We start from the raw sequence: 15,040 nt of genomic DNA on the forward strand, positions 1-15,040 counted from the left end.
AAAAGATTAAGATATTCTTGAAATTCGCAGAACGAACCCATGAATCTACGCACGATACCCACAACTCCCTTTGACGATCAAAAACCAGGCACCTCTGGCCTGAGAAAGTCCGTTCCTGCTTTCCAAAAGCCCCATTATCTCGAAAATTTCATTCAAGCCATTTTTGACAGCTTAGAAGGCTGTGAAGGACAAACTCTAGCTCTTGGAGGAGATGGACGCTATTACAATCGCCAAGCTATTCAAACTATTCTGAAAATGGCGGCAGCCAATGGTATCGGAAAAATATTGGTGGGACAGGGAGGCATTCTTTCTACGCCGGCCACGTCCTGTATTATTCGCAAGTATCAAACCTTGGGCGGTATTATCCTCTCCGCCAGTCACAACCCCGGCGGACCCGATGGCGATTTTGGGGTTAAATACAATATCGGCAACGGCGGACCTGCCCCAGAAAAGGTCACGCAAGCCATGTTCGATCGCAGCAAAACCATTTCTGAATATAAAATTCTCGAAGCGGCAGATGTGAATCTCGATCGCGTTGGCTCTTTTAAATTAGGAACGATGGAGGTGGAAGTCATCGATTCTGTGGTACCTTATGTGGAGTTAATGCAATCTTTGTTTGACTTCGATGCCATTCGCCAACTGATTGCCGAGAAAGGATTTAAACTGTGCATCGATTCCATGCACGCGGTGACGGGTCCCTATGCTAAAGCTATTTTCGAGCAGCATTTAGGGGCATCAACGGGTACGGTTATTAATGGGATTCCTTTGGAAGATTTCGGCCAAGGACACCCAGATCCCAATCTTGTTTATGCGAAAGAATTAGTAGATATTCTTTTTGGTGACAATGCCCCGGATTTTGGTGCCGCTTCCGATGGAGATGGCGATCGCAATATGATTTTAGGCCGCAATTTCTTTGTCACCCCGAGCGATAGTTTAGCAATTCTGACAGCTAACGCTCACCTCGTCCCCGGTTATCAAAATGGTTTAGCGGGGGTGGCGCGATCGATGCCCACCAGTGCGGCGGTGGATCGGGTGGCGGCTAAACTGGGAATTGGTTGTTACGAAACTCCCACGGGTTGGAAGTTTTTTGGCAATTTATTAGATGCCGATAAAGCGACGTTATGCGGTGAGGAAAGTTTCGGGACGGGTTCCAATCATATCCGAGAAAAAGATGGACTCTGGGCGGTTATTTTCTGGTTAAATATTCTCGCTGTGACGGGTAAATCGGTTGCCGAAATTGTCCGAGAACATTGGCAAGCCTACGGACGTAATTTCTATTCTCGCCACGACTACGAAGCCGTCGAAACAGAACCGGCAATGCAATTAATGGAAAATTTGCGATCGGCTGTAGGAGGAATGAAAGGGCAAAAACTCGGCGCTTATGAGGTCGAATATGCCGATGATTTCAGCTATACCGATCCGATTGATGGTAGTATTAGCCAAAAACAAGGCATTCGTATCGGCTTTACTGATGGTTCTCGCATCGTTTTTCGCTTATCGGGAACAGGGACGAAAGGGGCAACATTACGCGTGTATTTGGAACGCTACGAACCCGATTCGAGCCAACACGATCGCGATTCCCAAGAAGCCCTCGGCGATCTGATCGCTTTGGCGGATGAAGTCGCAAAAATTAAGGAATTAACCGGACGCGATCGCCCGACAGTGATTACCTAAATAAAAAGGATAAAGCCCAACAAGAAGACTTTTTATTCGCTGCTGGGCTTTACCTCCAAGAAACGATATAGCACTCCGATTTGCCTGAATTTTCTCACAGATTGATTAGACTTCGATGATTCTCCCGATCGCTTATCATCCTGACTATGTGACTCCTTTACCGGAAGAGCATCGCTTTCCCATGCCCAAATTTAAACTGCTCTATGAGTATCTTTTAAAAGAAGGAATCATTTTGCCAGAATGGGTGCATACTCCAGAAATTCCCTCGCAAAACTGGTTGGAATTGGTACACGATCGCGACTATATCAATGCTTATCTAACAGGAACTTTACCGATCGAGGCGCAAAGGCGCATTGGTTTACCTTGGAGTCGGGGTTTCGCGACTCGTACCCAAACTGCTGTGGGTGGGACAATTTTAACCGCCCAACTCGCCTTACAATACGGTATTGCTTGCAATACTGCTGGCGGCACCCATCACGCTTTTCCCAGCTATGGATCGGGGTTTTGTATTTTTAATGACCTCGCGATCGCTTCTCGCGTCCTCCAATCTCTCAATCTCGCGACCAATATCCTAATTATCGATCTTGATGTGCATCAAGGCGATGGAACTGCGGCTATTTTCCAAGACGATGATACTGTATTTACCTTTTCTATGCACTGCGAGACTAATTTTCCCCACCGCAAACAAATCAGCGATCGCGATGTCCCGCTTCCAGAAAAATTGGATGATGAAGGATATTTGCAAATCCTCGCCAAACATTTACCTGCTCTGCTTTATGATGTTAAACCTGACTTGGTACTTTACGACGCAGGAGTCGATCCTCATGTCGGCGATCGCTTGGGAAAATTGGCTTTAAGCGATCGGGGAATTTATCGCCGCGATCGCATGGTTTTAAGCAGTTGTAAAGCGTCAAAATATCCCGTTGCGGCAGTTATTGGGGGCGGATATGCGAAGAATGTGCAGGATTTAATTTATCGTCATTCTTTGTTACATCGTGCGGCGAGAGAAGTTTTCTGTTGAATATAATGAAAATGCCGACCATGACTAGAAAAATGATGAAAAAAACTGCGATCGCAATGCTTTTGGGATTAGGTATTTCCTTACTGGGAGGACGGGTTAATGCGGAAGGAAGCGCTTCTCAATTTAAAGAATTACCCAATCATACGACACAAGAGTGTCTGGCTACCATTGATAATGCGATCTCGCAACAAAATCAATACTATAACAGGATCGTGACGGAAGACGCGTCCCGCAAATTATTTTATGAAGATCCTGTTGGTTTTATCGAACTCATTTGTTCGGATAATCGGGTCGATGTTACTGTTTCTTTCCCTTCTGAATTTAATGAAGTTGAAGCAGAAGAGGTTGCCAATGATATCTTGATGGATATTTTTCCCCAAGATTAAATTATTTTTCCTCAAGATTAAATAGTTATGAATGCAGCTTAGGTAAAATGTCTTTTGAATCGGCGATCGATGCGATCGCTTTTTTGTTGGTTGCAGCCACGACACAGGGTTTGCAAATTGCTCATATCATTACTGCCCCCTTTCGCAAGGGGAATAATATGATCGATTTGTAATTTTACAGTTTTATGAGTTTTGCCACAACTGCGACATTGATAGTTATCCCGTTCAAAAACATATTGACGGACGGCGGGAGGTATCGGAATTCTGGGTGTTTTTTCTCTCATTTTTTCTATTTTTCTTCTACTTATTTTATCAATTGAAAAAGAGGTTACAGGAACGCACAAACTACCACTCTGTTAGAATACCATTGTCAAGTCAATAAAGTCAAGCCTAAATCGAATATATTTTTGCCAATTATTCGAGGGTTCAAAAATGTTGCATTCATCAAGAAAGGGTGCAAACATTACACCCCTACGAGTTTATTCTGGGTAATTAGACTCCTTCTTGAATTTCTGAATTTTTTGTTACTGCGTTCTCTTCCTCAGAAAGTGTAGCAAATTCTGTATCGGCAATAATAGGTAACTGCTTGTCATACAACTGCATGAATTGCAAACAAGAATTAATATCTGTGACTGAATCATTATATTCAGCAATTTTTGCTTCAATTGTATCCAATCCCCGACGATTACGAGCAATTTTTTCCTCAGCTTCTTGTTCTAGCGTCTGTTCTAAATAAATTCGAGCGCGATCGTACTGTTGTAAAATATCATCAGCTTGCTGTTTTGCCATCGGTAAAATCTGAGTTTTCAAGGTTTGATTGACGGTTTGACGGAAGTTGCGGCGAATCGTTATTGAGACCTTAGGTTCAAAATCTAACTTTAATAATTGCCGTATCGCGGGTTCTGCTTCAAGAATACTCTCGGCATCGTATCCTTGCGAAGTTTGTTGTAATGTTTGCCGGAATTGATAAATCGAAAATGTCCCTTCGTCGTAAAAGCGAGGACTTTCGCGAACATAGCGATCGCATTCCGTGCGTGCTTCGCTACTCAACGTCTCACACAATACTTCTTGCAAGTGCTGGATTTTCTCTTCAATTCCCCCATCATTGCCTAATAAACGGTAGAGTTGACGATAGTGTTCTGTTGTTTGCAAGCGTTCCAACAAGCGCCGACAAAAATTTTCTGCTACTATTTTCACATTTTCCGTTAAAACATCTTCTAATTGATTGGCCAAATAATATAGCGCCTCCACTAAAACCGCCAATAACGGTGCCGTGGCATTGCGAGGATGGCTTTTTGTTGCGCGTTTATATGCCTCTTGAACCGAAAAAGTTTGTAACAATTCATCCAAGCGGCTGACCATTTTTGCCTTGAGAATACCAAAATCAGATTCAAACGCAGAATCTTCATTAACAACAATATGATTGATTTCTTCCTCCATATACTCCTGAAATTCCTGTCCTACCGCTTGTAATTGTTGATTTAAGCGATCTAATTCTCGCGCTTTCATGGCATCAATTTCGCGAGGCTGGCTTTCTAATTCTTGACGATTGGCAATATAATATTTCCGCAAAGCAATACATAATGGCTGTAGATCGTCTGCCAGATTTTTAAATAATTCCGGTCGTTTTTCTTCCGTTAAATAGCGCGTAATTGCACTGCGAAACTCTTCGATACCGCTATCTTTAATTAAGCGATCGAGGAGAGGACTGCCCCATTCGCTGAGAATGCGAACGTAATTTTCGTTGGGAGTCTCGTAACCATTCACAGAAACGCGAAACTCACTGCCTGAAAGTTTGCCAGAATTAGCACAATAATTGTTAAATTCGCTCACAAATTGAGGCGTTTCCTCCTCTCCTCCAATTCCCTTCACGCTTTCTGCAAACAGAGAGTCTAACCCAAAGCGATCGCTGCCTCGGGTTTCCTTAATTTGACTGCCATAAAATCCCAATAAACCGCTCGTTTTATAAATGCGATTGGTGTCGCGAAATTGAGCAGAAATTAGACCTTCCAAACGCTGGCGTAGTTGAGCATTATACCAAGTTTCATCAATGCGATTGAAAATATAGAAAACGCGATCGCGGATACCAGAATTTGCCCGCATTTTCTCTAACAATTCCGTTTCTTCCGTCGTCATATCTCCCGCCGACGCAGGCTTTAAAACGGTTACGACTGCCGACGTTTCCGGGTCTTCAATTTTGTTATACGTTAATTCTGCATCCTTCTTCACGGGAGCATCAATCCCCGGCATATCCACTAAAACATTGCCATCCTCTAAAAGAGGATGATGACAGTAATATTGCAAGCGCTTGAGAACCGAACTATTACTTCCCCGACGGGCATATCCTGCGGCTTCTGCCAAATTAGAAAAGTTAAATTGCTCCATCGAATAAGTCGCATTGCGTAAAGTTTGTATGCGATCGCGATTGTTAACATATCCTTCTAAAAGTAATGAAAGTGCTTTTGCTTGTTTGGCGCGTTCCGACTTACTTTCTCCACCTTCTGTGGCGATTATCGTCTCGCATCCTTGCTGGAGAAGCTCGAAAATTTCCGGTTGATTAATATTTGCCGATGCGTTTAAATTTAATTTATGACAAAGCAGCGTAACTTGTTCGCGAATTTCTGCTTCGCTTAAAAAGGTTAATACTACCCGTTCCCCATCCAGTTCGGCATATTCAATCGAACATTCTGTTCCCGTCGCGTGACCTTCGGCACTGTATAATAATTCTCGTTCTAAGAGAGCATTAATAAGCATTGATTTTCCCGCACTAAATGCTCCCGCAAAAACAATTTCAAACTTCGGCGCGATCGCTTTCTTTAAAGAAGATTCTGCAGCCGTTGTTGTTTGTTGCGTTCGCAAATCGGGTTCTTGTTGCAACAATTGCAATAAAATTGTGACCTTTTCTTGAAGATGAATACAGGGGGAGTTATGGGAATTCATTAGACCTCAATGCTAAAAATGCGACAAAACTTTCCCAGCAATTATCTAACTTCACAGAGCAGCCTGTCAACATGAGTGAGTTTGCGATCGCTATTTTCTCAAAACGGTAAAAATGGCGAAATAATGTCATAATTAAAGTTATGGCAATTTTCCCGTTTTTGACCAACTATGAGCATTCTCACCCTACAAAGGATTAAAAAAGATTTTGGTATTAAGGAAATTCTGCGAGAAGGCAGTCTGAGTATTGAAGAAGGCGATAAAGTAGGCTTGATCGGAGTGAATGGTTCGGGAAAATCCACCCTTTTAAAAATGATTGCGGGAATAGAATCCATCGATGCAGGAAAACGCATGGCGCGATCGGGAGCAAGAATTGTTTATTTACCCCAACAACCCGAAGTTGATGAAAATTGTACCGTTCTCGAACAAGTTTTCGCCGATAGTAGCGAAGAAATGACATTGGTGCGAGAATATGAAGCTCTTTCTTTCCAACTCTCCCAAGCCCAAGACAAAGACATCGATCGCCTCATGTCTCGCTTGACGGCGATCGGTGAGAAAATGGAAGCAACAGGAGCATGGGAACTGGAAACTAAAGCGAAAATCATCCTCACAAAATTAGGAATTAGCGACTTTGAGGCGCGAGTGGGAGACTTATCTGGAGGATATCGCAAGCGCATCGCCCTCGCAACAGCCTTGCTCTCAGACCCCGATTTATTGCTGGCAGACGAACCCACCAACCATCTCGATGCAGAATCAGTAGAATGGTTGCAAAACTACTTACAGGGCTTTCGCGGGGCATTGTTGCTCATCACTCACGATCGCTACTTCCTCGATCGCGTCACCAATCGTATTGTCGAAATCGATCGCGGGGATCTCTACAATTATGCGGGAAATTATTCCTATTACCTCGAGAAAAAGGCCCTTGCAGAAGAAGCCGCAGTCAGCAGCCAACGCAAACATCAAGGGGTTTTGCGGCGAGAATTGGAATGGTTGAAACGCGGACCGAAAGCACGCAGTACCAAGCAAAAAGCACGAATCGATCGCATTCATGCGATGCAGGATACCTCCTTTAAAGACGCACGCGGTAAAGTAGATATCGATACTCCGGGGCGACGCATTGGTAAAAAAGTAATCGAACTGGCAAACGTGAGCAAATCTTATGGCGATCGCCTTCTCATCCAAGATTTTTCCTATGAGTTTACCCCAGAAGATCGCATCGGCATCATTGGCGGTAACGGTGCAGGAAAATCAACGTTAATGAATATGATGACCGGACGCATTACGCCAGACAAAGGAACGGTAGAGATCGGCAGTACCATTCATATCGGTTATTTCGACCAACACTCCGACGATCTCTGGTCGGCTTTAGAAGAAAATCAGCGCGTTATTGACTACATTAAAGATATAGGATCCTATGTGCAAACAGCAGATGGAACGCAAATTAGCGCCTCGCAAATGCTAGAAAGATTCCTGTTTCCACCCAACCAGCAATATGCACCCATTCACAAACTTTCAGGGGGTGAAAAACGGCGCTTATTTCTGCTTAAGATATTGATGGGTGCGCCCAATGTATTGATTCTCGATGAACCCACCAACGATCTTGACGTACAAACTTTAGGGGTATTAGAAGAGTATTTAGAAGATTTTAATGGCTGCGCGATCGCCGTCTCTCACGATCGCTATTTCCTCGATCGCGTGGTGGATTTTATCTTTGCGATCGAACCCAATGGAAAGCTACGTCAATATCCGGGAAATTATTCTCTGTACCTAGATTACAAGCAAGCCGAAGAAATTGAAGCGAAATCAGAAAAATCCCCCACTGTCAAGACAGAAAAAGAAACATCACAAAAACAATCTAAAATTCAAAATCGTCCTCGTCGTCTTTCTAATTATCAACGTCGCGAACTCGAACAACTCGAACAGAAAGTCCCCGCACTCGAGGACGAAAAGAGCGAGTTAGAACATATTATTTATAACAATCCTCCCGAAGGATACACGAAATTACAAGAACTCACCGATCGCCTCGCAAAACTTAATGAAGAGATCGAACAAACAACCGAACGATGGTTAGAATTAGCCGAATTAGATGTTTGAGTTTAATCTTATGTTTCTCTTGATAGAAAAAAATTCAGGAATTGATAAGAAGTCATGGATTTTGTATTCCTCGCTACAAAAGAAAGCGAACCCGAGCAGTACCATACACACCTCGACTCTTTAATTTTTAAAGAGCGATCGCAACAATTGATCACGTGAGGTAGACAACACAACCATGATCGAAAGATTAGGACGAAGAAAATTTTTAATGTATGGTTCTGCGGCTTTGGGAACAAGTCTATTGCTCAAAGCCTGTACGACTGCCGAACCAGAAGATTCTGACGAAGAGGCTGCCGAAGACTCCTCAGAAACATCGAGCAGCGAAGATACAATTAAAGTGGGAATTCTCCACTCTCTAAGCGGCACAATGGCTATTAGCGAAACCACTGTAGTTGATGCTGAGAAATTAGCAATCAAAGAAATTAATGAATCCGGTGGCGTTCTCGGCAAACAAATTGAAGTAGTCGTAGAAGACGGAAATTCGGACTGGCCGACCTTTGCAGAAAAAGCCGCTAAATTAATCGATCAAGATGAAGTAGCTACGATTTTTGGCTGTTGGACTTCCGCCAGCCGTAAAGCAGTTTTAGATGTTTTTGAATCCAAAGATCATATGCTTTGGTATCCCGTTCAATATGAAGGTCAAGAATGCTCTAAAAATATTTTCTATACCGGAGCCGCACCCAACCAGCAAATCGAACCGGCTGTCGATTGGCTGTTAGAAAATAAGGGTAAACAATTCTTTTTAGTGGGTTCGGATTACGTCTTCCCTCGTACCGCCAACACGATTATCAAAGAGCAACTCAAAGCTAAAGACGGAGAATTGGTCGGCGAAGATTACTTACCTCTTGGTGATACAGAAGTTACGCCAATTATTACCAAAATCCAAGCAGCTTTACCTGATGGCGGCGTAATCTTCAATTCCTTAAATGGAGATAGTAACGTTGCTTTCTTCAAACAGTTGCAAGGTGCAGGACTCACCCCTGATAAATATCCAGTCATGTCTGTTAGCGTTGCCGAAGAAGAAGTGCGACAAATTGGACCAGACTTTCTCAAAGGTCATTACGCAGCCTGGAATTACTTCCAAACCGTTGATAGTCCGGAAAACAAAAAATGGGTAGAAGATTTTAAAGCCGAATATGGCGAAGATCGCGTCACCAACGACCCCATGGAAGCGGCTTACATTATGGTTTATTTATGGAAACAGGCCGTCGAAAAAGCAGGAACCGCAGATGACCTCGAAAAAGTTCGCGCGGCTGCGATCGGACAGGAATTTGACGCACCAGAAGGTAAAGTCACCATGAATGCCAACCATCACATCTCTAAAACAGTACGGATCGGCGAAATTCGCGAAGATGGCCTGTTTGATATTGTTTGGTCAACTGACGGTCCTATTGCTCCTTTACCGTGGAATCAATTCGTTCCTGAAACAAAAGGATATGGTTGCGATTGGAGTGATGCCGAAAAAGGTGGTAAGTACAAAATAGAAGCCTGATCGTTCAATCGTTAACAGCAATGCGACCTCGGCGAATTAAATTCGCCAAGGGAACACACATCGAACCAGTCACCAGTTATTGAGATTGGTGACTCTTCATTATTTTGTAGGCATGAGTTGAAAAGTGTTGCAATTATTTATCGGTTTATTTAATGGAGTTAGTATTGGCTCAGTGTTGTTAATTGCAGCACTGGGTCTTGCGGTTGTCTTCGGACTCATGGGCGTAATTAATTTGGCTCATGGAGAACTCATGATGTTAGGAGCTTACACGACTTTTGTCGTGCAAAATGGCTTTAAACTTCTCGGAGATCCGTGGTTTGGTGCCTATATTTTTGTCGCTTTACCGGCGGCATTTATTGTCACAGCACTAGTAGGATTGGCCTTAGAAAGGGGTGTCATTCGCTTTCTCTACGGACGACCTTTAGAAACGCTTTTAGCCACTTGGGGAGTCAGTTTAATTTTGCGTCAGTTCGTCCGTAGTGTTAATTGGATTTTAGCGATTGAATTGGTTATTTTTTGCTTGTTATTCTTTGGGTCTTGGGTTTTACTCAGTCGTCGTCTTGATTGGCAAAAAATCCGCAAACTTGTATTAAGTGTGTTTGTGTTTCTGTCATCGGGGATTTCCATAATCACAGGCTTATTCTTAAGCAGTCAAAAGGCTTTAGAAAAACCTTGGTTTAGTGCTAGAAATGTTGATGTTACAGCCCCAGCTTGGTTGCGAGGAGGTTTTCCAATTGGTAATTTTCAAATTCCCTACGCCAGAATTTTTATTATCATTTTAACGATCGCTTGTGTCGTCGGAATTTATCTTTTTTTAAATCGCTCAAATTGGGGATTGCGGATTCGCGCCGTCACTCAAAATCGCGAGATGAGTTCTTGCTTGGGCATTCCCACCAATCAGGTTGATGCCTTAACTTTTGCCCTTGGGTCGGGACTGGCTGGAGTAGCAGGAGTTGCCATTACTTTACTCGGTTCTGTCGGTCCCAATACCGGGCAGAATTATATTGTCGATACCTTTATGATTGTTGTTGTCGGTGGAGTCGGTAATTTATTGGGTAGTATTGTTGCTGCAATGGTAATCGGAACTATAAGTTATTTAGTTGGTTCGGGAACGATCTCGATCGTACTTCAATACCTTATTGATTTCTTCAACTTTTTTGCCACCAGCAGTATGGCAAAAGTTATGGTATTTGCTTTAATTATTGCCTTTTTGCAATTCAAACCCGCCGGAATTTTCCCCCAGAAAGGACGAAACTCAGATCTTTGATAGACAGTTACAAGGATAATTTAATAGGATGAATCTCGATAAGGTCACATTAATTAAACGCAAAAAACAACGCAAGTTCTGGATTGAAGGCATAACAATTGCTGCGATCGGTCTCATTTTTTGTCTGCTTTTCCCGGCAATTTTACCGGAATTTCGCCTTAAGCTATTGGGGCGCTTCTTATCATTGGCGATCGTCGCGTTAGGCATCGATTTAATTTGGGGCTATACGGGGTTATTAAGCCTCGGACATGGCATCTTTTTCGCTCTCGGGGGTTATGGCTTTGCCATGCACCTAAAATTGCAATTGCCAGAAGGACAAATCCCTGATTTTTTCACCCTTTACGGGGTTGACAAACTACCTTTTTTCTGGTATCCATTTTACTCTTTTCCTATTACCTTAATTGCGATCGTTATTATCCCAACAATTGTCGCTGGCTTATTGGGATATCTCGTTTTTCGCAACCGGATTAAAGGCGTTTATTTCTCTATTTTGACCCAAGCCGCTTTGTTGGTTTTCTTTAACTTTTTTAACGGACAGCAAAAGCTCATTAATGGAACGAATGGATTAAAGACAGATACGGAAACCTTATTCGGAACAGTTGTCAGTTCGTCGGGGGCGCAATTAGCATTCTACGAGGTCACAATCTTAGCAGTTATTATCATTTATTTACTCTGTCGTTGGTTGACAAGTGGGCGCTTTGGTCGCATTCTTATTGCCATCCGCGATGATGAAAATCGAGTGCGCTTTTCCGGTTACAATCCGACATGGTTTAAAGTGTTGGTTTTTGCAATTTCTGGGGGAATTGCTGGGGTCGCAGGAGCATTATATACCGTTCAATCGGGAATTATTACCCCGAGCTTTATGGAGGTTGCTTTCTCTATTGAAATGGTCATTTGGGTTGCTGTTGGCGGACGTGGCACATTAATCGGTGCAATTATCGGTACATTACTCGTAACATTCGCCCGAACTTTTTTAAGCGAACAATTTCCGGAGGTGTGGTTATTTTTCCAAGGGGCATTATTTTTAATCGTGGTAACCGTTTTGCCCAATGGAATTGTCGGTTGGGTACAAAATTGGCTTTGGCCGAAGCTGCGATCGCTTCTTGGCTGGCAAGATCCAATAGTTACCTATCCTAGTTTAGAAAAAGATCCCTTCGTTCAACAAGAACGCGAAGAATTAGAATCTGTACAAGATAGTCAAAGGTAAAAAATGACAGACAAAATCTTAGAAATCGATCGCTTAACTGTTAGTTTTGACGGGTTTAAAGCCTTAAACAACCTTACTTTCAGTATGGATGCAGGAGAATTACGTGTTATTATTGGTCCAAATGGTGCAGGAAAAACAACATTTTTAGATGTGATTACAGGTAAGGTTCAACCTACAGAAGGTACCGTCAGATTTAAAGGGAAAAATTTGCGAAGCATTGCCGAACATCACATCTCTCGCTTGGGCATTGGGCGCAAATTTCAAACCCCGCGAGTATATCTCAATTTATCCGTCCGCGACAATTTAGATTTAGCTTGCAATCGTCATAAAAATGTATTGGCAACACTGTTTAAACGCCCTCCATCTACCGATAAACGGAATGTTGCAGGCTTATTAGAAACAGTTGGTTTAACAGCCAAAGCCAATCTCAAAGCGGCATTGCTTTCTCATGGAGAAAAACAACGTTTAGAAATTGGCATGTTAGTGGCTCAATCTCCCGAATTATTATTAGTTGATGAACCTGTCGCAGGACTAACCGATGAAGAAACTGAAAATGTTGGCAATTTACTTTTAGCTTTAGCAGAAAGTCATTCCATTATCGTCATCGAACATGATATGGAATTCGTGCGTCAAATTGCCCGACAAGTGACAGTTTTACATCAAGGTTCGGTATTATGCGAAGGGAATATGGATCGCGTACAAAATGACCCTCGCGTTATCGAAGTTTACTTGGGTCAGACCCCTTCGATCGGCGAAAAAGAAATGATTATTTTGCGAATTGCCGCATCAATGGCTTGGGCTGATGGTAATATTGCCTCGGAAGAAATTGACGTGATTTTAACGCGGTTAAGTCGTCAGTTTTCAGACGATGGCCAGCAACAGCAAGAATTACGTCAAGAATTGCGAGATTATTTGGGGACGAATATTGCGATCGCAAGTTTGGTTCCCCAACTCGAAACTGTGGCTGAGCGAGAAATGGTACTCAAACTGAGCTATGAAATTATTAGTTCCAGTGCCAGAAATCCCCGAGAGAATTTAATTAATGAAGAAGAGGCAGCCGCTTATGCAAATTTAATACAACTATTAGAGTTCTCTGAAGAAACTGTTCAACGCTTAGAAAATGAAATAACCAGTTAAGATTCAATAAAACCAAAAATAACTCACAATAATGCTAAGTATTTCTCAACTCAATGTTTATTATGGAGAAAGTCACATTCTGCGGAATGTGGATCTGAACGTTGCCCCCGGACAAATGGTCTGTTTGATCGGTCGGAATGGTGTTGGTAAAACAACATTATTAAAAGCCATTATGGGACTGCTTAAACCTCGTCTGGGAACGATTCAACTCAAAGGAGAAGATATCTTGAAAAAGACCCCCGATCGCCGGGCGAAAATGGGCATTGGTTACGTTCCACAAGGTCGAGAAATTATTCCTCGCATTACCGTCAAGGAGAATTTACTCTTAGGTTTAGAGGCACGTCCCCAAGGCAGCAAGGGAAAACAACAAATTCCCGAGCAAATTTTTGAACTATTTCCCGTCCTCAAAAGCATGTTACATCGGATGGGAGGGGATTTAAGCGGTGGACAGCAACAACAACTCGCGATCGCTCGTGCCTTGATGGGACAGCCTCAATTATTACTCTTAGACGAACCCACGGAAGGCATTCAACCCTCCATTATTTTAGAGATTGAAAATGCCGTGCGGGGAATTATTGAAACGACAGGAATTTCTGTTTTGTTAGTCGAACAACACTTACATTTTGTCCGTCAAGCCGATCGCTATTATGCCATGCAAAAAGGTGGCATTGTTGCTTCAGGCAGCACGAGTGAATTGAGTCAAGATGTCATTCAACAATTCTTAGCCGTTTAATCGCGATCGAAGAGCAGGGATTCTCATCCTAGAACGTTTCAGTTGCGATCGCTTTCTTTGCGATCGCTAAAATCCACCCCTTCGTAAAGATCGCGAAAGGTAATCTCAAACTCAATGGAATTTAAAGCGAGCGTGGGTTCTTCTCCAGCATATTCACTCAACACCCACTGTCCGGCATCATTGCTAATACAATTAGCTTAACACAATTCAGTTATCAGTTATCAGTCAAGATGTTATTCAATAATGTTTAGAGATTTAATTGCGATCGCGAATTCCACTCAAAAGTTGTTCGTAGTCTTGCCAACTTGTTACACTGCCTTGACTTACTGTAAAATGAAGTGACATAATAGGTAGATTAAGATAGTGTAAAATCTCTTCTTGATAACTCAAGTTTGGAAGGTGTAACGTTGAACTCGGACCGGAAGCATTGGGTCTGAGAATCAAACAAATATGAGGAGGAACTAAATGAAAAAGATGAGGAAACTTATTTACCCAGTCATTCCAGATAACAATATCGCCTCGATAAGTATGATTTTCATTGACTAAATCTTGCACAAAAGAATCGAATATACTTTTATGAACTTGGCTTGATATGCCAATACTTCCAGTTTGGATATAAGGTTGATTTAATAAGTGTTGAACTTCCGGGTTAAACTTAGTTCGATCCGCTAAACTGCTGAGTGAAAGCCAATCTTGCCAAGTAAATGAATCCTTGACGAGGACGATGCGATCGTCAGGAGAATCAAGAAACGTATCAATAAATTTACGCTCTACGATGAGAATATCTGTGTCAATCAGAACATATTTTTTGACTTCTGGTATCATTGTTGGCAGAAAAATCTTATTCCCTGACCACTTAATATTTTTGGGAAGTTGTAAAGGATCTGTTACCTGACTGCCAAAATGTGTATGTAAGCATTCTATATGTTCTGGTAGGAGAGATTCTAGAGGAACAACCCAAGCGTATTTTTCGAGACCATAAACACGCAGTTGTTCATACATAGCCAATGCTTGTGAAAGATATTTTTCACTGGTTGAAAAAACAATGGCAAAGTCATTCATGCTAGAAAGAGAATCAGTAAACCTATTATA

General features: G+C 42.4%; 13 protein-coding genes. 9 read left to right on the top strand and 4 right to left on the bottom strand.

Annotation, left to right across the window (positions count from 1 at the left end; translation table 11 throughout):
• The first annotated feature begins 39 nt into the window (after positions 1 to 39).
• The 3 genes from AC6RV6_RS13095 to AC6RV6_RS13105 all read left to right on the top strand — a co-directional run bounded on the left by AC6RV6_RS13095 (position 40) and on the right by AC6RV6_RS13105 (position 3,081).
• A complete protein-coding gene (locus AC6RV6_RS13095; RefSeq protein WP_500241292.1) occupies positions 40 to 1,674 on the top strand; it encodes an alpha-D-glucose phosphate-specific phosphoglucomutase in 1,635 nt (544 codons plus the stop codon).
• A gap of 115 nt (positions 1,675 to 1,789) precedes the next feature.
• Positions 1,790 to 2,695 carry a histone deacetylase family protein gene (locus AC6RV6_RS13100; protein WP_500241293.1) on the top strand — a complete coding sequence of 302 codons (906 nt, stop codon included), beginning with the start codon at positions 1,790 to 1,792 and terminating at the stop codon, positions 2,693 to 2,695.
• 32 nt (positions 2,696 to 2,727) lie between these two features.
• Positions 2,728 to 3,081, top strand: coding sequence for a hypothetical protein (locus AC6RV6_RS13105; RefSeq protein WP_500241294.1), 354 nt, complete (start codon positions 2,728 to 2,730; stop codon positions 3,079 to 3,081).
• A gap of 38 nt (positions 3,082 to 3,119) precedes the next feature.
• Here AC6RV6_RS13105 and AC6RV6_RS13110 read toward each other — a convergent pair whose 3' ends face one another.
• Together AC6RV6_RS13110 and AC6RV6_RS13115 are read right to left on the bottom strand one after the other, a co-directional pair.
• Positions 3,120 to 3,365 (bottom strand): HNH endonuclease, encoded by a 246-nt coding sequence (locus tag AC6RV6_RS13110; RefSeq protein ID WP_500241295.1) that lies wholly within the window; start codon positions 3,363 to 3,365, stop codon positions 3,120 to 3,122.
• Positions 3,366 to 3,573: 208 nt separating this feature from the next.
• Positions 3,574 to 6,021: a dynamin family protein gene (locus tag AC6RV6_RS13115; protein WP_500241296.1), complete on the bottom strand. Its 2,448-nt coding sequence runs from the start codon at positions 6,019 to 6,021 to the stop codon at positions 3,574 to 3,576.
• 168 nt (positions 6,022 to 6,189) lie between these two features.
• Here AC6RV6_RS13115 and AC6RV6_RS13120 point away from each other — a divergent pair, with 168 nt between their 5' ends.
• From AC6RV6_RS13120 to urtE, 6 genes are all read left to right on the top strand, one after another.
• Positions 6,190 to 8,112 (top strand): ABC-F family ATP-binding cassette domain-containing protein, encoded by a 1,923-nt coding sequence (locus AC6RV6_RS13120; protein WP_500241297.1) that lies wholly within the window; start codon positions 6,190 to 6,192, stop codon positions 8,110 to 8,112.
• A 178-nt stretch (positions 8,113 to 8,290) separates the two neighbouring features.
• Positions 8,291 to 9,604: an urea ABC transporter substrate-binding protein gene (gene urtA / locus AC6RV6_RS13125; RefSeq protein WP_500241340.1), complete on the top strand. Its 1,314-nt coding sequence runs from the start codon at positions 8,291 to 8,293 to the stop codon at positions 9,602 to 9,604.
• A 124-nt stretch (positions 9,605 to 9,728) separates the two neighbouring features.
• Entirely contained in the window at positions 9,729 to 10,871 is a 1,143-nt protein-coding gene (locus AC6RV6_RS13130) for an ABC transporter permease (protein ID WP_500241298.1), read from the top strand.
• 28 nt (positions 10,872 to 10,899) lie between these two features.
• Positions 10,900 to 12,078, top strand: a complete 1,179-nt coding sequence (gene urtC, locus AC6RV6_RS13135) for an urea ABC transporter permease subunit UrtC (RefSeq protein ID WP_500241299.1) — start codon at positions 10,900 to 10,902, stop codon at positions 12,076 to 12,078.
• A gap of 3 nt (positions 12,079 to 12,081) precedes the next feature.
• Complete coding sequence (gene urtD, locus AC6RV6_RS13140) at positions 12,082 to 13,215, top strand: urea ABC transporter ATP-binding protein UrtD (RefSeq protein WP_500241300.1); 1,134 nt, start codon at positions 12,082 to 12,084, stop codon at positions 13,213 to 13,215.
• 31 nt (positions 13,216 to 13,246) lie between these two features.
• Complete coding sequence (gene urtE, locus AC6RV6_RS13145) at positions 13,247 to 13,948, top strand: urea ABC transporter ATP-binding subunit UrtE (RefSeq protein WP_500241301.1); 702 nt, start codon at positions 13,247 to 13,249, stop codon at positions 13,946 to 13,948.
• A gap of 38 nt (positions 13,949 to 13,986) precedes the next feature.
• On the opposite strand, the gene AC6RV6_RS13150 is transcribed toward urtE, so the two are convergent.
• Complete coding sequence (locus tag AC6RV6_RS13150; protein WP_500241302.1) at positions 13,987 to 14,109, bottom strand: hypothetical protein; 123 nt, start codon at positions 14,107 to 14,109, stop codon at positions 13,987 to 13,989.
• 94 nt (positions 14,110 to 14,203) lie between these two features.
• Positions 14,204 to 15,010 carry a hypothetical protein gene (locus AC6RV6_RS13155; protein WP_500241303.1) on the bottom strand — a complete coding sequence of 269 codons (807 nt, stop codon included), beginning with the start codon at positions 15,008 to 15,010 and terminating at the stop codon, positions 14,204 to 14,206.
• Between the last annotated feature and the right edge of the window lie 30 nt (positions 15,011 to 15,040).

This window comes from Spirulina sp. LEGE 11439, from assembly GCF_059821285.1.

Excerpts from the sequence above, each read along its gene's own strand:
- AC6RV6_RS13095 (WP_500241292.1), top strand. The coding sequence starts at position 40 with ATGAATCTACGCACGATACCCACAACTCCCTTTGACGATCAAAAACCA.
- AC6RV6_RS13100 (WP_500241293.1), top strand. The coding sequence starts at position 1,790 with ATGATTCTCCCGATCGCTTATCATCCTGACTATGTGACTCCTTTACCG.
- AC6RV6_RS13105 (WP_500241294.1), top strand. The coding sequence starts at position 2,728 with ATGATGAAAAAAACTGCGATCGCAATGCTTTTGGGATTAGGTATTTCC.
- AC6RV6_RS13110 (WP_500241295.1), bottom strand. The coding sequence starts at position 3,365 with ATGAGAGAAAAAACACCCAGAATTCCGATACCTCCCGCCGTCCGTCAA.
- AC6RV6_RS13115 (WP_500241296.1), bottom strand. The coding sequence starts at position 6,021 with ATGAATTCCCATAACTCCCCCTGTATTCATCTTCAAGAAAAGGTCACA.
- AC6RV6_RS13120 (WP_500241297.1), top strand. The coding sequence starts at position 6,190 with ATGAGCATTCTCACCCTACAAAGGATTAAAAAAGATTTTGGTATTAAG.
- urtC (WP_500241299.1), top strand. The coding sequence starts at position 10,900 with ATGAATCTCGATAAGGTCACATTAATTAAACGCAAAAAACAACGCAAG.
- urtD (WP_500241300.1), top strand. The coding sequence starts at position 12,082 with ATGACAGACAAAATCTTAGAAATCGATCGCTTAACTGTTAGTTTTGAC.
- urtE (WP_500241301.1), top strand. The coding sequence starts at position 13,247 with ATGCTAAGTATTTCTCAACTCAATGTTTATTATGGAGAAAGTCACATT.
- AC6RV6_RS13155 (WP_500241303.1), bottom strand. The coding sequence starts at position 15,010 with ATGAATGACTTTGCCATTGTTTTTTCAACCAGTGAAAAATATCTTTCA.